We start from the raw sequence: 21,986 nt of genomic DNA, 5'->3' as shown, positions 1-21,986 counted from the left end.
TCATTACAAGATAGCCATAAGATGTCTTCAATAACTTTGGAGGACGTACAGATGGCTAAAACTCATAATTTAGGCTTCCCGCGCATTGGCGCTCACCGTGAACTGAAATTCGCACTGGAAAAATACTGGCAAGGTGAAAGCAGCCAAAGCGAGCTGACTGAACTGGCCGCTGGCTTGCGGCAAAAACACTGGCAGCAGCAGTCTGGACTCGATCTGATCCCGGTTGGCGACTTCTCTTTTTATGATCAGGTGCTGGATACCAGCTTTACACTCGGCCATATCCCGGGCCGTGTCAAAGATCTGGCCGGTGACGAGTTGGACAACTACTTCCGTGTAGCTCGTGGCCGTTCGGCCAACGACAGCGGTTGTCAGTGTGTGCATGCCGGTGAGATGACCAAATGGTTTGATACCAACTACCACTATATCGTGCCTGAATTTACCGCCGATACCTGTTTTGCGCTCAACCCTGAGCGTCTGCTGGCGCAACTGACGGAAGCCAAAGCGCAGGGCGTCGCTGCCAAACCTGTGCTGATCGGCCCTGTAACCTACTTGTGGCTCGGTAAGGAAAAAGACAATTCGAACAAACTGGATTTACTTGACCAGCTGCTGCCTGTGTACGAGCAACTGCTGACGCTGCTGGCCGACAACGGCGTCGAATGGGTGCAAATTGATGAGCCTATTCTGGTGACTGAACTCTCCGCTGAATGGCAGCAGGCGCTGAGCAAAGCCTATCAGACGTTAAACAAAGGTCAGGTCAAACTCTTGCTGGCCACTTACTTCGGTGAGCTGAAAGAGAACTTGTCGCTGGCGGCCAATTTGCAGGTTCAGGGCTTACATGTTGATGCGGTGCGTGGCCGCAATGAGGTGGACGCTGTGATTGCCGCGCTGCCGGCAGACAAAGTTTTGTCGCTGGGGGTGATTGATGGCCGGAATATCTGGAAGACAGATTTGAATGCCGTGCTGGACTGGCTGGCGCCTGTTGCCCGCGATTTTGGTGAGCGTTTATGGGTGGCACCTTCCTGTTCACTCTTACACGTGCCGGTTGATCTGAACAGCGAGCAGAAACTCGATACCGAAATTCTGTCCTGGCTGGCCTTTGCCCTGCAGAAACTGGACGAGCTGGCCGTGCTGTCCCGTGCACTCAATGATGGCCGCGATTCTGTTTCCGCTGAACTGGCTGCCAATCAGGCCGCTATCGACAGCCGCCGTCAGTCCGGCCGGGTGCATAATCCTGACGTGCAGGCCGCCGTGGCAGCGATGACCCCGCAACTGGGCCAGCGTCAGAGTCCGTATGCCGAACGTATTGCGAAGCAGGCAGCGCATCTGAGCCTGCCGGCGTATCCAACCACCACGATCGGCTCGTTTCCTCAGACCGCCGAGATCCGTCAGGCCCGCCTGAAATTCAAGCAAGGGGAGCTGGATCAGGCCACCTATGTCAGCCTGATGAAAGAAGAGATCGCCCGTGCGGTGCGTGAGCAGGAAGCACTGGATCTCGATGTGCTGGTTCACGGCGAAGCGGAACGTAACGACATGGTGGAATATTTCGGTGAACAGCTGGACGGCTATGCTTTCAGTCAGTTTGGCTGGGTGCAGTCTTACGGTTCGCGTTGCGTCAAGCCGCCGATCCTGTTCGGTGATATCAGCCGTCCGGCGGCCATGACAGTGGCCTGGACCTTGTACGCCCAATCACTGACCGAAAAGCCCATGAAAGGCATGCTGACCGGCCCGGTGACGATTCTGAACTGGTCTTTTGTGCGCGATGATCAGCCTCGCGCCGTTTCTTGTTATCAGCTGGCATTGGCTATTCGCGCCGAAGTGCTGGATCTGGAGCAAGCCGGGGTGAAAGTGATTCAGATTGATGAAGCTGCCCTGCGTGAAGGTTTGCCGCTGCGCCGGTCTGAGTGGCAGGACTATCTGAACTGGGCTGTGGAATCTTTCCGCATCACGGCAAATGGGGTGGCCGATGAGACACAGATCCATACCCACATGTGCTATTCCGAATTCAACGATATTATTGCGTCCATTGCTGATATGGATGCCGATGTGATCACCATAGAAACCTCGCGCTCTGATATGGAATTGCTGGATGCCTTTGATCACTTCAAGTATCCCAATGAGATTGGTCCGGGCGTCTATGATATCCATTCTCCGAATATTCCGACTGAAGCGCAGATGGTGCAACTGATGCAGCAAGCCGCAAAGCGTATCCCGGCTGAGCGGTTATGGGTGAACCCGGACTGCGGTCTGAAAACCCGCCAGTGGGCAGAAGTCGTGCCAGCATTACAAAATATGGTGGCCGCCGCGAAATCTTTGCGGGCTAAATAATCTAAGAAATTCACACCGCCTTAAAAGCAGCCGGGTCATGACCCGGCTGCTTTTTTTGTTGTTTTAATAAACACCATCAAAGCTGCTGGTCTTGTTATTTCGGTGAAGCTTGTTTTATTTGGTGTCATTTATTGAGTTAATTGTAATTATCGGGGGGCAGAGGAAAAATTGAAAATCTCAAATTGCAGGCGTAGCATTCTGCTATTGATCACCAGACTGAATACTTCAAGTGACTGTATCTGGAAACAAAGTGAAACATAATAAAAAAATATCTATTTGATAAACGTATTACTCTGTTGTAGATGTTTGTGCTTTATATGGCTTATTTGGAAAGGGAAATGGATAAAAATACAGGATTTATCAATTGGTGGTTGTCTGTAAACGCTGCATTTTCGTCTTGCACTACTAACAATGAAGTTATTAAAAAAGTCTCACTTGAAATCAATAAGCTTGGTTTTGATAACTTTGCTTACGGTAAAAAACAGGCTGTGCCTTTTTCTCGTTCAAAAGTGTGTATATTTGGCACCTATCCGGAGGCGTGGCTGAAGCGCTATCAGGATAAACACTATTGTCAGCAAGACCCCTCGATTGCAAGCCGAGCCAGTGATCAGCAGTTTGTTATCTGGCAGGATGACCATCATATTAAGACTCACTTTATCTTCGAAGAAGCCAGGGAGTGGGGGATCAATATCGGTGCGACTCTGACATTACGTAGTATGGATCATTCACTGTGTATGCTGGGGGTTTCAAGAAGTGATGCGCTCATCAATCCTGATGACAAACTGATGTTAAAGCTCAAAATGCGTTGCCTGATTGAGTTGATCGAAGAGAATAGTGTCAAAGAAGGCCTTGATTCGTTGTGCCAAAATGAAATTAACCTCAACAATCGTGAAGAAGAGATTCTGCGCTGGATCGCTGATGGTAAATGCTCAAGTGCGATCTCTGATATTTTGGGTATTTCAGAAAATACGGTGAATTACCATATCAAAAACATTCAGAAAAAATTTGGCTCGACCAATCGTACATTGGCGGCGGCTTACTCCGCGGCGTTAGGTATTATTTAACTGTCTCCTCACCATTTTTGGTAGTTGCTCGATGACCTTGGGGCTTTATAGTATGGCGGAATCGATAAAAGGTTAGCTTTTGACAGGGGCGCTCAGAGCATGTATCGGCTGGTATGCACACAATTTTTGAATTTTGATAAAAATGAATTAGATGATCTTGGGCGTTTCCGACATGATGTTTTTATCAAGCAACTCAAGTGGGATCTGAATATTACCTCTTCAGAAGAGGGGATTGAGACGGATGAATTTGACACTGAGTCTGCACGCTATGTCATTGCCTATAATGACAACGATAAAATTGTAGGATGTGCCAGGCTGATTCCCACGTATTCTCCTTACTTACTCTCAGATGTATTTCCATATCTATGTGAAAGTGATCTCCCAAGAGATATAGCGACTTGGGAGATATCACGCTATGCGGCATATGGACATGAACTGGAATCTCTTCCTTTTGATATTTTTAAATTCGCAATGCAACTTGCAGGAATGCATGGTGTTAAGCATTTGGTCGCGGTGACGACCGTTGCAATAGAGCGCTATTTTTTGAGAAGAGGGGTCATTCTTCACCGAATGGGTAAGGTGAATAGAAAAGGGAAAGATAAACTGATTGCCTTATCTTTTCCCGTTGAACAATTTGATGACGATGACTTCTTAAATGTCATAGAAGCTAAGGGCGGTTTGTTTTTCTATCGCGCGTTACCTGTATCAGAAAACTTTCACCTTTCATAATGATTAGCGACTGACTGAATCTCAGACTCAGCAGAATAATCACATCTGTCTTATTAAATAAACTTTATCGTAATAAGGGAATAAACAATGAATTATGATGCCATTGTTGTTGGCGCTGGAGCGATTGGTGGCTCCATTGCTTTTGAATTAGCTTCTCGCGGTTTAAAGGTTGTCAGGGTCGGTGAAACAAAGCGTACCAATGCAGCATCGAAGGCCGCCGGTGCCATGAACGGTTGTTTTGGTGAAATCACGAGCGGGTTAATCAGCAGTGATTATGGCCGACTTAAAGTCGACATGGATATTCAGGCAAAAAATGAATGGAAAACCTGGTCTGAAAGATTGTCTGAAGCGTCTGGCATTCATGATAATCTGCTCACAGCGAAAGGCACACATGTTATCTTAAACTCAGCCGGGATGGCTGAAGTTGATACAGTGAATTATGAAGCGATTGAAAAAACGCTACAGAACTACAATGAACCTTATGAGGACATTCCGGCTTCTGATCTTCCCTGGATTAAAGCCAATGATTTGGTTCGTCCGATGCAAGCTTTATATATTCCTGAAGAAAATGCAGTCAATTCACATCTTCTGCTGGAAAAACTGGATGCTGCTTTTCTGGGGAAAGGCGGAGAAATCATCAATGAAAATGCCGCCGAAATATTAACGGAAGCCGATGTAGCAACGGGTGTGAAATTAACAGATGGCACTTTGATCTCAGCAGACAATGTTGTGATTGCTGCGGGCGTTCATTCGCTCGATTTACTTGATGCCTATCCGGAAGTCAAAAAACGTATCCCGCCTATGTTTGCAGGATACGGTGTTTCTATTTTGGCGAGGTTAAAACCTGGGCACCAGGTACCTGACAGTGTCATCAGAACGCCAAACCGGGCCTTTGCCTGTGGATTACATTGTGTCCCCAGGGAGAAAGATCTGCTTTATATTGGCGCGACAAATATTTTGTCTGAGTCACCCAGAAAAAATGCACTGATATCTGATGTACAGTTTCTGCTGGGGTGTGCCTTAGACCAGTTACACCTTGATCTGAATGATGCTGAAGTGGAAGCCATCCAGGTCGGGAACCGGCCGATTCCGGCTGACGGTTATCCGTTAATTGGGCAATGTCATTTCAAAGGATTGTGGTTAGCGACAGGAACCTACCGTGACGGCTTGCACCAGTCGCCATTATTGGCTGCGTATATGGCCGACAAAATTCAGGGCCGCCGCCCGGAAATGAATCTGGACGTATTCACGCCCATTCGCAAGCCATTGCCTGGATTATCCCGAGAAGACACAGTGAACGAAACGGTCAAACAGATGTTTGCGACCGGTTACGAATTCCGCTGGGACATTAAACCCTACTGGTTGCCGTTACTCGACAAAGGGATGACGGGCTTTTACGCCGATCTTATTGAAAGCCTCCATCCAAGCTACACACCGCCACCAGAACTGGTTGCTTTCTCCTATCTGCACCGGTCCATGTATGACCGTCTGGCGGAATATTATGAGGCTTGGTCATGAAACAAGCCCAGATTGAACAGACATTTCAGCAGGAACTCCAGAGCCTGATTGCTTCAGGCGTCTGGGATCCCTATGGGGATTTTCAAGCGATAGTCAAAAAATATGTATCGTCTGATGAGGTGCTGGCTGAATCTGATGTCGCTTGTTTTCGTGCCGACCTGAAGGAAAGAGCCAATCGCATCCCGTTAGGCCATATCCTGGGATACAGTGATTTTATGGATTGCCGGTTTGTTGTCGGAACCGGGGTATTTGTGCCGCGTCAGCAAAGTGCAATGCTGCTTGAATGGCTAAAAACACGGCTCCCCGTTGCGTCTGATGCGGTTATTTACGATTTGTGCTCGGGAACGGGGGCTATTGGTATATCAGCATGGCGGCAGCACCGGGGGACAAGGGTTTATTGTCTGGAAAATGATGAAACCGCGTATCAGTATCTGTGCCGTAATATTCATCGTCTTGCGGATGAAGGCAGCGTTGTTGCACTCAACAAGGATATTACTGACCTCTCATTTTTTCTGGATAAGCGGCAAAGTGTGGATGTTGTGATATCAAATCCTCCCTATGTCCCTGAGGCAGAGAGTTTATTGCCTGAATGGGAAAAACATCATCCGGAAAAGGCTATCTACTCAGGCAAGGATGGCAGCGAGATCATCGATGCTTCACTGCGTCTGGCAGAGACTGTACTCAAGCCTGGCGGTACTGTGATTGTCGAACACGGAGAATCACAAATCGCCATGGTGAAAGACTTGTTCACCCGATATCAGTTTGAGTCTGTGTTCACTCATACTGATCCTCTTTTTTCTGATCAGACTGGGCCTGCAGTCATGACCCTAGGTACAAAAAAATGACAAGTGTTGATAAAAAACCATTGCATGACAGTAATTGGATGTCTATCCGTAGTACCCGTACAACGGATGCCTTTGAACAGGCATCCGGTGAGGGACTCACCTCATTTATCGTGACGGAGCGATGTGGAAAGCAAGTTATTTTGGATGATGGCAAGTTATATACCGAATTCATCTCTTGCTCTTATTTAGGATTGGAGTCCCATCCATTATTAATTGAGGCCGCTTATCAGGCACTTCATCATGTGGGGATTCATTTATCGGCAAGCCGGAGTGCAATGAGCCCGGTGTACTTACCGCAACTGGAAAACTTACTGCAAGAAATTTATCAGGGCAATTCAGTGACTGTGTTCACATCGACAAGTAATGCGCATTTAGGTGTGTTGCCTTTATTGGGTAGTGGCAATATGCATCTCTATCCGACTAAATCCGCCGTTCGCTGGCTGGTCGATAAAACGGCACATGCCTCGATGCAGGTATTGCGTGGGTTACTTGGTCAGTTTGGCCAGGTGGTCCGGGTGGATACTCACGATACTGAATCGTTAACGACCACATTAAAGCAATGCCAGCTTGATCGGGTAACGCCGATATTATTGATTGATGGTGTTGGTTCCATGTCCGGATTACTTCCGGTCAGGGCGCTGGCTGAATTGCTCAATCAATACGAAGGGTATTTATATGTCGATGATGCGCACGGGATTTCTATTTCAGGGAAATACGGTGCAGGTTATGCGTTTGAGAACCTTGAACATTGTTTACCGAATAACACATTAATTGCTGGCTCATTAAGTAAAGCATTTGGTGGTGCAGGCGGTTTTATTGTGCTGCGTAAAGACTATAACAATGAACAGCTGAAGGCATTAGCGAATCCGCTTGTGTTTGGCCATACTGTGCCTGTTCCGCTTCAGGCGGCGAATGTGGCTGCCGCGAAGATCCATCTATCTTCTGAAATCGATGAATTACAAACTGCGTTATGGAAAAACATCGACAGATTCGATGAAAAAGTTGAAAGCATCATGATGAACGCCGGACAGAGAGCACCCATCAGAGGCGCTTACTTTGCCAGTGAGCAGCAAGGTTTATCGGCTGCGGCAACATTGCGGGAATCAGGGTTAATTATGTTTCCTGTTTTTTATCCTATCGTGGAAACCAATAAAGCGATGTTACGTTTTGCCATTTCAGCAAATCATAGCCAAGAGCAGATTGATTTTCTGGCCACAAAGCTTAATGCCCTTTCTGGGTAATTTTACATTCGATCCCTGGAATAACAGCCAACTTCAAATAAAACACCAATGAAATATTGGTGTGTTGGCTGCGATGCGTTCTTTATTTGAAATTTAAGACGAAGGTGATGGCATGGTTGTTCATAAACAGATAAATGATGCAGTTGTGGTTCGTGAATTAAAGCCGTACAGAGACAAGCTGGATGAAATTAATGAACAGATTATTGCTTTGCTGGCAAGTCGTATGGACATTTGCCGAACAATTGCAAATGTTAAATCCCGAGAAAATATCCCGATGATGCAAAAGGACAGAGTTGAATTCACATTGAATAAAATGAAATCGCTCTCGGTGGATTATCAATTAAATCCGTCATACATAGGAGATATTTTCGAGCGTATTATCCATGAAACGTGTGAAGAGGAACTTGTCATCATCAAAGCCTTGTCAGAAGAAAAAGAGAAGTGAACCATGAATATTCTGATCATCGATAATTACGATTCCTTTACCAATAATATTGCTCAGTATGTTTTCGAACTGACAGGAGTGATGCCGACGGTCGTGCCGAACTCGGTCTCATACGAGTCATTAAACATTGAATCTTTTTCGGGTGTGATTTTGTCACCGGGTCCTGGACATCCTGCCTGCGACGAAGATTTTGGGGTCTGCGGTGAAATCATTGATCAATGCCGTATGCCAATTTTGGGTATTTGTCTGGGGCATCAGGGGATTAATATCCGGTTTGGCGGTCATGTCACGCATGCGCCTGCACCGGTTCATGGTTATAAAAGCCCGATCTTTCATCATGGTGAAGGCCTGTTTTCCGGCATCCCCCAGTCGTTCAGTGTTGTTCGTTATCACTCCCTGATATGTACTGAGGTTCCTGAGTGCCTTGAGGTGACGGCCCGCACAGAAGATGGGCTGATCATGGCCATTGCGCATCGCGAAAAACCGATCTGGGGCGTCCAGTTCCATCCGGAATCGATCGAGTCAGAGTACGGGCATACGCTGATTGGTAATTTCATTGAGATGATCAAGCACGGTGAACGGGCTGGCTCTGATTCTGGCACCGATAATGAAATACAACGCGTGATCCAAGAAGCGGCGGGGACGTTTTCATTGGTCGTGAATTATGAACCCCTGAAGAGAACAATGAATGCCGCTGACATGTTTACGCGTTATTTTTCGGGCAAAACTTCCGCATTCTGGCTCGACAGTGAAATGGCAGATGCGCGGTCTGCCAGGTATTCGTTAATGGGCAGCGGACAACCCAATGAAGCCATGGTGTTTCGTTATGAGGTCAGTACACGTACCTTGCATCTGAGTGGCCCATGCGGCGAAAGTGCTATCCAGGGGGATTACTTTGAGCTGATGGATCGGATTGTGGCTTGTTTGAAGCCAGATTCAGACACTGAGGCACTGATGCCTTATGGCTGTGGTCTGGTCGGTTATTTGGGTTATGAACTGAAAGCCTTGATGGGAAGTCCCAATAAACACCGTTCTGCCACACCTGATGCGCTGTTTTTTTTACCCCAGAATTTAGTGATTTTTGATCATCAAGCGCACACTGCTTACCTCTGCCATTTATGGGGGGAGCCAATGACGTTTGATCCGGACGCTGCACCAGTGAGCCATACGCAAGATGTGTCCTTGTTTCAGCCCGGACCGGTGCCAGAACAGTCGCTGGCGCTGGAAGACAGTGCAGAAATGTATATCGACAAAATTCATCGTTGTCTCAAAGAGATCCGCGACGGTGAATCCTATGAAATCTGCCTGACCAACCGGGCGCGGCTGCCCTTTCACCAAGACGCGCTTTCTGCCTATATGACGATGCGCTCGGCAAGCCCGGTGCCTTATGGGGCTTATCTGAAAACGCCCGATTTTGCGATCTTAAGTGCTTCACCAGAAACGTTTTTGCACATTGATTCAAATCGTACCGTGAGATCCAAACCGATTAAAGGCACCCGCCCCAGAGGACAGACCGAAGCTCAGGATCAGGCCCTGAAGCATGAACTGGCTTGCTCTGAAAAGGATAGGGCAGAAAATCTGATGATTATTGATTTGGTCAGACATGATCTGAATAGTATCTGTGTGCCCGGGACGGTCCATGTCCCCAAAGCTTTTGATATTGAAACTTACAGTTCGGTCCATCAACTGGTCTCGACGATTGAAGGGCAGCTCAAACCCAATCTTGGGACGTTTCGTGCAATTCAAGCGTGTTTTCCGGGCGGATCCATGACCGGTGCACCGAAGCGGCGCACGATGGATATTATCGATGATCTGGAATCTTCTGCGCGGGGCATTTACGCCGGAAGCCTGGGCTGGGTGGGGATGAATGGCTGCACGAATCTGAGCATCGTGATTCGGACCGCAGTGATCAAAGAGGGGATGGCCGAATTTGGCATTGGCGGTGCCATCGTGTCCGCCTCTTGTCCTCTTGAAGAGATGGAAGAAACCTTAGTGAAAGCCAGTGTGCCGTTTTATTCCTTAACAACTAGCACGGAGACAAAACATTGAGCCAATATGTAATATTCGGTGGTGCGGGTGTCGTTGGACAGTTCATGGCGACATTACTTGCGTCTGAAGGCCACTCGGTCACCGTTGCAGATCAAGTTGCGCCTGCATACCCGGTGGACTATGTGATCAGTGATGTGCGCTATCTTGATCGCGCACTGACAGAAAAAATAAAAGCGGCTTCCGGTGTTGTTTTTGCGCTGCCCGAATCAGCTGCAGCGGCCTCGTTGATGACTTATGCCCCTTTGCTGACCTCAGTGGATGTCGTTGTGAATACCTGCTCAGTACAGGTGCCCTTCCATCAGATCGCGGCAGACTGCCTGCCGTCTGTCAGTAGTGTCGGAGTGAATCCTATGTTTTCACCCAAACTGGCTTGTCACGGACGTCCGGTTGTCGTTTGTGAACCGGCTCAGAGCCAGGCCGGTGCCATGATATCGGCACTGCTGGCCAGGCAGGGAATGCAGGTCTCGCAGATGAACCCGGATGATCATGATAACAATATGGCGCTTTGTCAGGCGTTGCCGCATGCTGCAATTCTGTCTTTCCTGACGGCATTGGTGAACCAAGGCTGCGATATCAAGGTTATTTACCAAATCGCCCCGCCGCCCATGAAAACATTATTGAGCCTGGCGGCCCGGATCCTCGCCAATGAGCCTGAAACCTACTGGGATATTCAGGCCTGTAACCAAGCGGCCGCAAAGCAGCGCGATGGGCTGATGGCTTCACTTTCAGGATTAAATTCACAGGTAGAAAGCGATGATTATTCGGCTTTTGTCGCTCAGCTGGTTGATGCCAGAGAACATTTAAAGGAAATACTGCCTCAGTCTGAGCAGGAGGCCGCGTGTATTTTTCAGACATTAATGACGCTTAACACGGGAGGACAAGATGAGCACAGCCGCTAATCCACTGGTTGCTATTTTGAAAGATCGCTCAAAAGCACTGGCACTGTTTGTCATCATGCTGCCAGTTCTTTTGGTAACGATTGATAACACCATTCTGAACTTTTCACTGCCGCGCATTGCGTCTGCACTGAGCCCTTCTGCCGCTCAGCAATTGTGGATTATTGATGCTTATTCTATTGTTCTGGCCGGACTACTCGTCACCATGGGGGGAGCCGGCGATCGACTCGGCCACAGGAAAATGCTGTTTATCGGTTGTAGCGGTTTTGCCGCTGTGTCGCTGATTGTCGTGTTTTCCCAACAGGCCTGGCATCTGATTGCGGGTCGGGCGGTGTTGGGCTTTTTCGGGGCGATGATTTTACCTGCGACTTTGGCTTTGATCCGTTCGGCCTTTGAAGACAGGGAAGAAAGGCGCATCGCGGTGGCCGTTTGGGCCACGTGTCTGACCATTGGCTCGGCGCTGGGGCCTCTGGTGGGCGGTGTCTTGCTGCAGTATTACGACTGGCAATCGGTATTTTTAGTCGCCTTGCCATTTTTAGCCCCTGTCATCCTTTTTGCACCGTTCTGTCTGCCTGAATCGGAAAAGCAACCTGCATTCAGTATCGACTACTGGAGCATTACGTTAAGCCTGGTGGCCATGGTGAGCCTGATGTTTGCGCTGAAACATGGTGCAACAGAAGGCATTGATGCATGGGCTATCTCGACCTTTATCTGCGGCTTGGTGTTTGGTGTGCTGTTTGTACGCCGGCAATTGGTCTTAAAAGATCCGTTGCTGGATCTCAAGCTGTTCACCATCCCGGCATTTTCAGTGTCGATTGCAGTGAATCTGGTCAGCCTTGGTCTGCTGATCGGATTTATCTATCTCGCAACACAGTTGATGCAAATTGTCCTGGGCAGTTCCCCGTTAGTGGCCAGCCTGAATTTGGTGCCGGGCCAGGTCTTAGCGATTGTCGCTGGGATGGCTGTGGTACCTGTTGTACAGCGGATCGCACCCAACCGGGTGATTGCGTTTTGCCTGGTATTAGCCGGCGCTGCGTTTATGATTTTTGCGCTGTTTGATATCTCGATGCTGACCATTGCCGTTGCGTTTGCATTCTTGAATATTGGGGTGGCGGCGATTACGACGGTGACCAATGATCTGGTTCTGTCGTCGGTTCCGGCCGACAGCGCAGGCAGTGCATCTTCCGTGAGTGAAACTGCCTATGAAGCGGGTGTGGTGTTAGGGACGACACTGATTGGTGGGGCGGTTGCCTGGCTATATCGGGCTCATTTTGTGGCACCAGCAGGGATTGATGTCTCCGCAGTGATGCAGGCAGAAGAAACATTACCCGGCGCTTATGCAGTGAGCCAGACGTTGAGTGGTGAATGGGCGGATTCTCTGCTCGAATCTGCCTCACAGGCCTTTACGCAAAGTGTACAGCTGACCAGCCTGGGCGTTGCGGCGACTGTGCTGGCAGTGGTGTTTATTGTGCTCAAATACCTCAAGCTACCGAGTTCGGAGAGCGCTGAACTGGCAACTGAGATGCAAGACTGAGAACAAAAATGCGGCCCTTTTTCAGGGCCGTTTTTTGTTTTGAAGGACTAATTCAGCAGTGCTGACGGTTTCGACACTATAGTGTATCGGTAGGTGAAACTTTAAGGAGTGGTGGTATGCCGCTGACACAACTGGACAGTCGTACTGCATTGATTGTGATTGATCTGCAAAAAGGCATCGTGGGGTTGCCTCTGGCCCATGATGCGGGGGCTGTTGTCAAACAGGCCGCAAGGCTGGCAGAGGCGTTTCGGCATCATCAGTTACCGGTTGTTCTGGTGAATGTGGCCGGCGGTTCGCCTGGGCGGACTGAGCAAGCCCGCAGTGGCGGCGAGCCAGCCAGCGACTGGACCGAACTGGTATCGGCGATGTCACCTCAAGCAGATGATATCTGTATCACCAAACGCAGTTGGGGGGCGTTCAGCCATACGGATCTGGCAGAAAGGCTCGATGCCTTGTCGGTGACGCAAGTGGTGGTGGTCGGTATCGCGACCAGTATTGGTGTGGAATCGACCGCTCGTCAGGCGTATGAGATTGGATTGAATGTCACCCTCTGTACAGATGCCATGACGGACATGAATGTCTACGCGCATCATAATTCACTGGAACGTATCTTTCCCCGTTTGGGTGAAACAGGCACCACAGAGGCATTGTTGGCTTTACTGGCTGAGCGCTAGCCCGGAAACCTGCCGGAAGTCGTGTCCGGCAGGTTGAATGCCAGGTTTAGAATCACACCGATCCGGTGTCGATACCCGCCAGCCGGTGCCAGTAACCATTGCAATGCATGCTATGGGTCACTGAAGGCGTTTCAGCTGTCGCGCCGTCATGTTTGAATGCACTGAGCGTGGCCAGAGTCTCTTTGGCTATCGGGCTGATGCGCACCACATCTACCAGTCCTTCCATGCTGGCGAGATCTTTGATCAGGTTATAACAGGTGCCGGATTGCGTCTGAATCCCATTCAGGGTGAACAGTCGCTGGTCTTCCTGACTGTTTGCAGCCAAGCCTTGCGGGTAATGGATGCAGCAGGTCTGACAGTCGTCTTTGGCTTTGCCTTCCGCTCGGGCGGTAAAGCAACGGGCGGAATAGGCCAGCGGCAGATAGCCGTAACTGAAGACTTCCGTTTCAAACTGGTGACGGATCCCCAGAGCATCGCAATCGGTCAGAATATGATTCAGCCAGTCCCGCGACAGCTCGACCGGCATGCACCAGCGTGTCATGCCCTGCCTGACGAAAATCTGTAAGGTCTGCGCGTTATAACAATTGACCGCCGGGCCAACCACAAAGGGAATATTTTGCTGGTGGGCGAGATGGATGGCGGAGACATCATTGGCTTCGATACTGAATTCGCCGTTCTCAATGTATTTCTTCATGACATTGATTTCGCTGGGTGCTTCCAGCAGCGCTTGCGTGGACAAGACGACCTCTTTACCCGCAGCGGCCAGCTCCCGGGCCAGCAGCATCCAGTCGGCGGGTTTCATCAGCCGCCGTTTCGCACACACGGTTTCGCCCAGATAGACGATATCGGCGTCACTGCTGCAGGCTGCGTGATAGAAAGACTCGACCGCCGTTTTTGGCCAGAAGTACAACAGTGGCCCTAATGAATACTTCATGCGTTGCTCCTGTTATTGCCACTGCCGCTGGTAAGCGCCCAGTGTGGTTTGTGCGCCTTCCGACAGGCGGCTGAGCGTGAGATCCCATGCGGACTGAACCTGATAGGCTTCGGGATTGGCCTGGTAACTGTCGATTGCCTGTCGCCAGGTGCGGGTGACTTGCTCGACATAAGCCTGGCTGCGTTGCCTGCCTTCAATTTTGACCGAGGTAATCCCCGTTCTGAACAGCTCAGGAAGCAGACTGAGGGTATTGAGGCTGGTCGGTGCTTCCAGAACATGTCCCCGTTGTTCCCGTCCGTTTACCTGGGTGTCAAATCGACCTTTGCACAAAGTGGGATAACCGGCTTTTTCACCCTGGCGGTAACGGTCAATCAAAATACCGTTCAGGCGCGATTCCAGCCCGTCTCCGGTTTCCTGCCAGCGGACAAATTTAGCCGGCGAGCAGGCCCCGGCTGTGTTGGGCGACTCACCGGTCAGATAAGAAGATAAATAACACCGGCCTTCAGCCATGATGCACAAACTGCCAAAGGCAAAGACTTCCAGCTCGACCTTACTATTGCGGGCCAGCTGTTTTACCTGGTGAATGGACAGCACACGAGGCAGCACGACCCGCTTGACGTTGAAGTGATCACGGTAAAACGCAATCGCTGCTGTATTGGTCGCCGAGGCCTGAACCGACAGGTGCAGTTCCAGCTCAGGGTAGCGGCGGGCGGCATAATCCAGGATCGCGATATCCGCCACAATCAGGGCATCAACACCCAGTGCGGCGGCTTTGTCGACCGCCTGCTGCCAGCGACTGAAACCGTCGGGATGGGCAAAGGTATTGAGGGCGACATGCAGTTTTCGGTTGTGCTGGCGGACATAGTCCACGGCTTGTTCGAGTCTCCGGCCGTCAAAGTTCAGGCCGGTAAAATGGCGGGCATTGGTGTCATCTTTGAAGCCGATATAGACCGCATCGGCGCCATGATCGACGGCGGTTTTGAGTGCGGGTAAATTACCGGCCGGACAGAGCAGTTCCATCACTGGGCTCCCTGAGTGTTAAAAGAAAAGGACATCATAAAAAGCTGGCGGGAGACGGTTTTGATATCACGCAGGTTTTTTCTTGTTTTCAAACACGATACCCCTTTGGGGGCACTGCGCTGGTCCGGATGATTGATGTATCGCAGTAAGTGCCGTTTGTATTTCCCGTAAGCTGATGCCTTCACAATGATGACAGAGGGATTCACAGTGCATTTGCAAAGATTGCCGGGCTTTACAGAGCTGGCACCGCAGTTGTTGAAATACCATTGCCGGCTGGCGCCGTTTTTTGTCCACAAGGCCTTGATTGAGCAGGCGCTGGCTGTGGTGTTGAAAGATGCTTTATCTGAAGGGGAGCTGGATTTTCTGGCCGATCGGACGGTGACGATCGCCATCGCAGATCTGGATTGGTCGTTTACCCTGACGCTGATAACCGGAAGGTTGGTGGTGTTGCCTTCTGTGCCTGCACCGAATGCGGTGATGAAAGCCTGCAGCCAGGATTTCATCCGTATCGCTGCCCGTCAGGTGGATCCCGATACGCTTTTCTTCCAGCGCCGGTTAACGATGGCGGGAGATACGGAATTAGGTCTGGCGGTCAAAAATCTGCTGGACAGCCTTGAGCTTGATAAATTGCCCGTATCGTTCAACGGGTTGCTGTCCAAAGCGGCAACATTGTGCGGTACTGACTAACTTGTCATACAAGGTTCACAGTGGCTGTTTATGCTGCTTGCAGCAAAGGGATGCGGGTATGAACAGGCATGGATGCAGTCAAACGGCAAACCCGGCGATTCACGGCGCAATGGGCGGGAAAAGATCACCCGTGCGTTGAGCAGCAATGGCGGGGAAAATTATTCTATTTTGGGGCGCGGTCAGCTGTGGTGCTGGCTGTACTTTTACTGCTGGCCTGGAGTCTCACTCCGGCGGCGCCGGTCGTGACGATGTCAGCATACAATCAGGTGTCTTGCCGTGATATCGGTGCCGCTCAGGGTTCGGCGCGCGCAACCGAACCGCTGCGAGTCTTCACGCCGGTTCACCAGTTGTCCCTGCCGATTCTGAAAGGATTGTGCGCCCAGTCTGCAATTTTGAACCATTACAGCGATGTCCGAGTGTTCTGGCAATCGCGCAGTGCGTTCGTTCCGGCACACATTTACAGCCAGTTTTATGATGTGATGTGGGGGCGGGATTATGCGCTGAACGGTATGAGTCCAAGTTATCTGGACTATTACCAACCCTTGCTGACGTTGCCCGGATATGATGTTTACTGGTATGCCACTGCAGCAGGTTTTCAGGGCAATCCCCGTGACTTTGAGCAGCTCAGAGTGGGCCTGTTGGATGATCCGTTCAGTCAGTCCGGCTATCAGTTACCTATGAATCAGCTCAATAGCCTGCAAATCGCAGCGGATAACAGGCAAATCCGGTTTTATCCCTCGCGGGACGCTCTGGGGCAAGCCTTGCTGAGTGGCGAGGTGGATGTCGTCGCGGATACGAGTTTCAGCCCGCTGTCCCGCTCTGCGGCGGTGCGGTCCAAAGTGTTGATTGCCGCTCAGGTTTCTTCCGGGGCCTGGTACATCAGCTCCCGGGTCTCTTCATCTCAAACGTTACTGGCCATTCAAAAGACCTTATCGTCTTTGTGATCAGGCATTGCTCAGGTTGTTCATCATGACATTAGTTCGTTCCTCCTCATTGATGTGGTTGTCGCTGTTGTATGGCCTGATCATACTGGCGGGCTCTTCATTCGGGCGCTATCAAGCCTACCTGAGCGTGATTGCAGACCATGTCGAGCCTGTGCTTGCGACCGCCTGGCAGGACAGTGCAGATTATCAGTTTGCGCCAGCGCTGGAACAGTTGCTGGGCCAGCGATTAGCACGGGAACTGGACGGCGTTCAGGGCAATCTGCTCTTGTCTCAGCTCCAGCAGTGCCACAGCTCTCTGTATCAGTTTGGCCGACAAGGAGAGCCGGGATCGGCCGGCCACAGCCGTTGGTTGCCCTGGTCGATGAGCTGGTGGCACGACTCAGCGGAAGCCCCGCAGCCCTGGTTGCAGATCGACTGTCGCATCCAGCCGCTGCCCTGGCTGAGTCTCACGCTGTTGCTGGCGTCAGTCACAGCGCTGGGCTGGCACTGGATTGGCAAACCTGTCCGGGACGAAGACCAACATCTGATCACGCTGCTGTTCAAGCAAGAAACTGCCTGGCTTCATCAGAACAGGGTGCCAAAACGCTCGAAAATCAAAGCCGGTGTTCTCCATTTTCGCGCCCTGTACCCGGCACAGAATATCAACGGCAGCCTGCTCGAGACACTGATCAAAACGAACCGAGCGACGTTCAGCTCGGAGCAGCAATATGTGATGTCTTTGCTGACGCGCGCAAGTCAGCCCCCTGAACTGCATTTTGATGTCACCGGCGGCAAAGTGCAGGTGTGCTTTGCCGGAATCCCCATTGCTTTATCCGTTACCCCGGCGCTGTACTTGTTCTGGTATGCCCTGAAACGCAAAGAGCAGGACACTGAAGGATGGGTGAGAAATCCGCCGTCCAATAAACCCGACAGGGAGCTGGCTCACTCGTTGCTGGCACTGATGCATCAGTACGCAGGGCATGGCCGGGCCATTCGTGAGCTGGAACAGGTCGGGCTGAAAGCCAAATCGCTGGATCAGAACCGCAGTAAGATCAAAGAAGCCTTCTCTGCGGTGCTGGGTGAGGAAGCCTCAGAAAGCGCGCTCTTTGCCAGCCGGAAAGGGGATGACAATCCACAGGCTGAATACCGTTTAAAGATATCTCCAGAAAAAATCACCATTGCAAGCTAAACTTTTAATTGATTGAAAATAATAGATTTTATTTTTTAGATATCTCTAATGCCGGTGTGGTCCGCCGTGTCACAGAGTCGTCATGTGATTTCGCAAAAGTAAGCGCACCCTCCTGATACAGGGAGGATGATGTTGAACTTACTGTAGGAATAACAATGAAACTCGCAATGGAAAAACTGCTGGCTGCCGGCCTTCTCTCTGCTTCTGTTATCAGTGCGCCCGTGATGGCCATGAATATTGTGCTGACCAACGATGACAGCTGGGATACGCAAAATATTCAGATTCTGAAAGCAGCCCTGGTGACTGCCGGACATCACGTGATTATGTCGGCGCCCTGTACAGGCCAGAGCGGCAAAGGGGGGGCAATGACCTTCCTGAAACCGGTCAGTGTGGATGAAACGAAAGCCTCAGAGCATGAATTCTGTGTCGGCGATACCGACACCAGTGTGGCGTTTGAAGACTATGCCGAAGGCACACCTGTGATGGCTGTGCTCTATGGTATTGATGTGGCTGCGCAAACTGTTTGGGGCAAGGCGCCTGATCTGGTGATTTCCGGCCCGAATGAAGGAAACAATCTGGGCTTCATGAACAACAACTCAGGGACTTTAGGGGCAACTATGATTGCACTGAGCCGCGGGATCCCGGCGATTGCCGTCAGCGCCCATGAGAATACTGCGCATGATGCGGCTCAGTCTGAGTTGGTGGCAAATGCTGTGGTTGAGGTGGTGGCCACGCTGGAAAGCAGCCGTCCGGCTGGTGGCCCGTTACTGCCGGCTTATACCGGCCTGAATATCAACACGCCGGAAGATATGTCAAATCATCTGGGCTACAAGTTGACGGATGTGGGCTGGAACAGCGGCGGTATCGAGCTGAAGTTCAGCGATGACCTGTCCAGTGATGCGGTGCTGATGGGTTATATGGTGCAGAAGCTGATGGCCGGGGGCATGGATCAGGTAACCGCGCAAGCCACCGCACAGGCGGCGATGCAGGGCAAGCAAGGGCTCTCGTTCGGCATGGGGGATGCCGGAGATGCCAACGCCAATTCCGAAGGCAATGCGGTGAAGGCGGGGTATATCACGATCAGTACCATAGACGGCAATGTTCAGGCAGCGAGAGCCAAGGTTTCCCTGACTGAGCAGCGTCTGCTGGGTCTGAACTAGGAGGTCGCGATGAAAAACTATTCACGTCTTCTGTGCCTGATGCTGGGGCTTGTTCTGGCGGGGTGTAATGGCTCAGACAAGGAGAACAGCGCAGACAATGGGAAAGAAAGTGGCGCGACAGATGCCGGTCAGGCCGCGCTGAGCGGGGTATATCGCGCTGTGGCTCAGGATGCCGACGGCAATCCGGTTGAGGTACAGCTCATCGCAGAAAGTGGTCGGCTGCCGCTATTGACCCTCTGGGATGACAGGGAACACCAAAGCTCATTCCTGGCGCAAAAGCCTGCTGCCGGACAGAAGCAAACAACCTATTATTTTGCTGAAATACACTATCAATGCCAGGCACAGCAAAACGCCTTTGTGTGCGACACCCCTGAAGGTGCAACCCGCCTGGTCGCCGATTCGACAGCCCAACATGCTGGCTTCGTGGCGGGCCAGTACCAGGCGATCTGGGACGGGCAGCTATACACGCTGAGTTTGGACGAACAGGGCAATGCCAGTATTACCGGTCTGCACTGTGAGTCTGGTGTGCGCTTTGCGGCATCGGCTTCGCTGGAAACCATCCGGGTGATGACAGTCGACGCCAACAACGCTTGTCATCTGCCTTTCTCACAGGTTTATGCGGAAACCGTGGTCGATAATGACACACTGTTCAGCCTGAACTTTCAGACTGAGGTAGCAGATTTTCCTCAGGTCTGGGTTAAGGTTGCCGGCTAGAAAAGCTTGCTCCGAACGCATAAAAATCCTCGGCGACAGGGCAGCACAGACTGGCTTGTTGCCGATTTCCGTTCAGTGATGCTTCTTCGTTTGCCTGTTGGCAGCAGCTTGCGTGGCGAGTGACTGTTTCTTTGCGCAGACTTTGCGTATAATTCCGCCATCATATACCCAAGTCATCCCCTATTGCCTGTTACGGCACAGAAGAGCAAACAGAGGCCAGGATGTAACCACAGGTTAATCAGCCATCACCCGGCTAGTTCCGGGCAAGACTCAACTGACATACCGGGCGCCGCGTTTTCGCGGATCTCGCCTGGGCTGACTTCATTCGATAACTGGATCTTCACTGAATATGTCTTTTTTAACTGAAGTGGGCAAACGCCGCACCTTTGCCATCATTTCTCACCCGGATGCGGGTAAAACCACCATTACAGAAAAAGTACTGCTGTTCGGAAACGCCTTACAGCGCGCCGGTACGGTCAAAGGCCGCGGCTCTAACCAGCATGCTAAATCCGACTGGATGGAAATGGAAAAAGAGCGGGGCATCTCGGTCACCACCTCTGTGATGCAGTTCCCGTACAACGAATGTCTGGTCAACCTGCTTGATACCCCGGGGCACGAGGATTTCTCGGAAGATACCTACCGTACCCTGACTGCCGTAGACTCCTGTCTGATGGTGATTGATGCGGCGAAAGGTGTTGAGGACCGGACCCGGAAACTGATGGAAGTCACCCGTCTGCGCGATACGCCTATTGTGACCTTCATGAACAAACTCGACCGTGACATCCGCGATCCGATGGAATTGCTGGATGAAGTGGAAAGTGAGCTGAACATTGCCTGTGCGCCGGTCAGCTGGCCGATTGGCTGTGGTAAAGAGTTCAAAGGTGTGTATCACATTCACCGTGACGAAACCATTCTGTACGCCACCGGTCAGGGTCACACCATTCAGGAAGTCCGGATAGTGAAAGGCCTGGACAACCCTGAACTGGATGCGGCCGTCGGCGAGGAGCTGGCCGGTCAGCTGCGTGATGAGCTGGAGCTGGTGCTGGGTGCATCGCACGAATTTGATCGTGATCTGTTCCTGAAAGGGGAGCTGACGCCGGTATTCTTCGGTACGGCACTGGGTAACTTTGGTGTGGACCATATGCTGGACGGCCTGACTGAGTGGGCGCCTGCGCCGCTGCCACGTCAGGCTAACGAGCGTGAAGTTGAAGCGACCGAAGAGAAGTTCTCCGGTTTCGTGTTCAAGATTCAGGCCAATATGGACCCGAAACACCGTGACCGGATTGCATTCATGCGCGTTGTGTCAGGCACTTACACGCAAGGCATGAAAATGAACCATGTCCGTACCGGTAAGACTGTCAGCATTTCGGATGCCGTCACCTTCATGGCTGGTGACCGTGCCCGCGCTGAAAATGCGTATGCCGGTGACATCATTGGTCTGCACAACCATGGCACGATTCAGATTGGTGATACCTTTACTCAGGGGGAAAGCCTGAAGTTTGCCGGCATCCCGAACTTTGCACCGGAACTGTTCCGTCGTATCCGACTGAAAGATCCACTGAAGCAAAAGCAGTTGCTGAAAGGCCTGGTCCAGCTGTCGGAAGAAGGGGCGGTGCAGGTGTTCCGTCCGCTGATGAACAATGATCTGATCGTCGGCGCGGTCGGTGTACTGCAGTTTGACGTGGTGGTTGCCCGTCTGAAATCTGAGTACAACGTGGAAGCCATTTACGAGAGCGTCAACGTTGCCACCGCCCGCTGGGTTGAATGTGCCGATGGCAAGAAATTCGAAGAGTTTCGTCGCAAGAATGAGGTCAATCTGGCGCTGGACGGTGGAGATAATCTCACTTACATCGCCCCGACCATGGTCAACCTCAATCTGGCGAAAGAGCGTTTCCCTGAAGTGGATTTCCGCGCCACCCGCGAGCACTGATGCCTGACGGTTCATGATGAATCTGTGAATCGTTGAAGAAAGAAAAAGCTCCTGATTTCAGGGGCTTTTTTTATCGTATCGCGCCTGTTGCCAGCCGTTGACTTGATGT

At 51.1% G+C, this 21,986-nt stretch carries 19 protein-coding genes; 17 read left to right on the top strand and 2 right to left on the bottom strand.

Annotated elements, in window-relative coordinates:
• Positions 1-51: 51 nt before the first annotated feature.
• The 11 genes from metE to LN341_RS12360 all read left to right on the top strand — a co-directional run bounded on the left by metE (position 52) and on the right by LN341_RS12360 (position 13,320).
• On the top strand, positions 52-2,325 hold the full coding sequence (metE, locus tag LN341_RS12410) for a 5-methyltetrahydropteroyltriglutamate--homocysteine S-methyltransferase (RefSeq protein ID WP_234203460.1): 2,274 nt from the start codon (positions 52-54) through the stop codon (positions 2,323-2,325).
• 338 nt (positions 2,326-2,663) lie between these two features.
• Positions 2,664-3,389, top strand: a complete 726-nt coding sequence (locus LN341_RS12405) for an autoinducer binding domain-containing protein (protein ID WP_234203459.1) — start codon at positions 2,664-2,666, stop codon at positions 3,387-3,389.
• Positions 3,390-3,488: 99 nt separating this feature from the next.
• Complete coding sequence (locus LN341_RS12400; protein ID WP_234203458.1) at positions 3,489-4,118, top strand: acyl-homoserine-lactone synthase; 630 nt, start codon at positions 3,489-3,491, stop codon at positions 4,116-4,118.
• Positions 4,119-4,205: 87 nt separating this feature from the next.
• A complete protein-coding gene (locus LN341_RS12395) occupies positions 4,206-5,636 on the top strand; it encodes an FAD-binding oxidoreductase (protein ID WP_234203457.1) in 1,431 nt (476 codons plus the stop codon).
• On the top strand, positions 5,633-6,481 hold the full coding sequence (locus LN341_RS12390) for a HemK/PrmC family methyltransferase (protein ID WP_046218964.1): 849 nt from the start codon (positions 5,633-5,635) through the stop codon (positions 6,479-6,481). Before LN341_RS12395 ends, LN341_RS12390 begins: the two co-directional genes overlap by 4 nt.
• On the top strand, positions 6,478-7,722 hold the full coding sequence (locus LN341_RS12385; protein WP_046218963.1) for an aminotransferase class I/II-fold pyridoxal phosphate-dependent enzyme: 1,245 nt from the start codon (positions 6,478-6,480) through the stop codon (positions 7,720-7,722). The genes LN341_RS12390 and LN341_RS12385 overlap by 4 nt, the downstream gene beginning before the upstream one ends.
• Positions 7,723-7,834: 112 nt before the next feature.
• Entirely contained in the window at positions 7,835-8,167 is a 333-nt protein-coding gene (locus LN341_RS12380) for a chorismate mutase (protein WP_234203456.1), read from the top strand.
• 3 nt (positions 8,168-8,170) lie between these two features.
• Positions 8,171-10,216: an aminodeoxychorismate synthase component I gene (pabB, locus tag LN341_RS12375; protein WP_234203455.1), complete on the top strand. Its 2,046-nt coding sequence runs from the start codon at positions 8,171-8,173 to the stop codon at positions 10,214-10,216.
• Positions 10,217-10,260: 44 nt separating this feature from the next.
• The gene (locus LN341_RS12370) at positions 10,261-11,115 is read left to right on the top strand and encodes a prephenate dehydrogenase dimerization domain-containing protein (RefSeq protein ID WP_046219154.1); all 855 of its coding nucleotides are present in this window, start codon (positions 10,261-10,263) and stop codon (positions 11,113-11,115) included.
• Complete coding sequence (locus LN341_RS12365; RefSeq protein WP_234203454.1) at positions 11,099-12,646, top strand: MFS transporter; 1,548 nt, start codon at positions 11,099-11,101, stop codon at positions 12,644-12,646. Before LN341_RS12370 ends, LN341_RS12365 begins: the two co-directional genes overlap by 17 nt.
• Before the next feature lie 116 nt (positions 12,647-12,762).
• Positions 12,763-13,320 carry an isochorismatase family protein gene (locus tag LN341_RS12360; RefSeq protein ID WP_046218959.1) on the top strand — a complete coding sequence of 186 codons (558 nt, stop codon included), beginning with the start codon at positions 12,763-12,765 and terminating at the stop codon, positions 13,318-13,320.
• A 52-nt stretch (positions 13,321-13,372) separates the two neighbouring features.
• On the opposite strand, the gene LN341_RS12355 is transcribed toward LN341_RS12360, so the two are convergent.
• Positions 13,373-14,254 carry a U32 family peptidase gene (locus LN341_RS12355; RefSeq protein WP_234203453.1) on the bottom strand — a complete coding sequence of 294 codons (882 nt, stop codon included), beginning with the start codon at positions 14,252-14,254 and terminating at the stop codon, positions 13,373-13,375.
• 12 nt (positions 14,255-14,266) lie between these two features.
• Complete coding sequence (locus tag LN341_RS12350) at positions 14,267-15,274, bottom strand: peptidase U32 family protein (protein ID WP_234203452.1); 1,008 nt, start codon at positions 15,272-15,274, stop codon at positions 14,267-14,269.
• Between the two features lie 207 nt (positions 15,275-15,481).
• Here LN341_RS12350 and LN341_RS12345 point away from each other — a divergent pair, with 207 nt between their 5' ends.
• The 6 genes from LN341_RS12345 to prfC all read left to right on the top strand — a co-directional run bounded on the left by LN341_RS12345 (position 15,482) and on the right by prfC (position 21,877).
• Positions 15,482-15,961 (top strand): SCP2 domain-containing protein, encoded by a 480-nt coding sequence (locus tag LN341_RS12345; protein ID WP_304622690.1) that lies wholly within the window; start codon positions 15,482-15,484, stop codon positions 15,959-15,961.
• A 68-nt stretch (positions 15,962-16,029) separates the two neighbouring features.
• Positions 16,030-16,905 (top strand): hypothetical protein, encoded by an 876-nt coding sequence (locus LN341_RS12340; protein WP_234203451.1) that lies wholly within the window; start codon positions 16,030-16,032, stop codon positions 16,903-16,905.
• Positions 16,906-16,930: 25 nt separating this feature from the next.
• The gene (locus LN341_RS12335) at positions 16,931-18,073 is read left to right on the top strand and encodes a hypothetical protein (protein ID WP_234203450.1); all 1,143 of its coding nucleotides are present in this window, start codon (positions 16,931-16,933) and stop codon (positions 18,071-18,073) included.
• 155 nt (positions 18,074-18,228) lie between these two features.
• Entirely contained in the window at positions 18,229-19,233 is a 1,005-nt protein-coding gene (locus LN341_RS12330) for a 5'/3'-nucleotidase SurE (protein WP_234203449.1), read from the top strand.
• Between the two features lie 9 nt (positions 19,234-19,242).
• The gene (locus LN341_RS12325) at positions 19,243-19,947 is read left to right on the top strand and encodes a hypothetical protein (protein ID WP_234203448.1); all 705 of its coding nucleotides are present in this window, start codon (positions 19,243-19,245) and stop codon (positions 19,945-19,947) included.
• Positions 19,948-20,296: 349 nt separating this feature from the next.
• Positions 20,297-21,877, top strand: coding sequence for a peptide chain release factor 3 (prfC, locus tag LN341_RS12320; protein WP_046218954.1), 1,581 nt, complete (start codon positions 20,297-20,299; stop codon positions 21,875-21,877).
• Positions 21,878-21,986 lie beyond the last annotated feature (109 nt).

Origin of the sequence: Photobacterium sp. TLY01 (assembly GCF_021432065.1) — a bacterium.
GTDB classification, from domain to species: Bacteria; Pseudomonadota; Gammaproteobacteria; order Enterobacterales; family Vibrionaceae; genus Photobacterium; species Photobacterium halotolerans_A.
The sequence above is the reverse complement of the archived record's forward strand: the minus strand, read 5'-3'. Positions and strand labels throughout refer to the sequence as shown.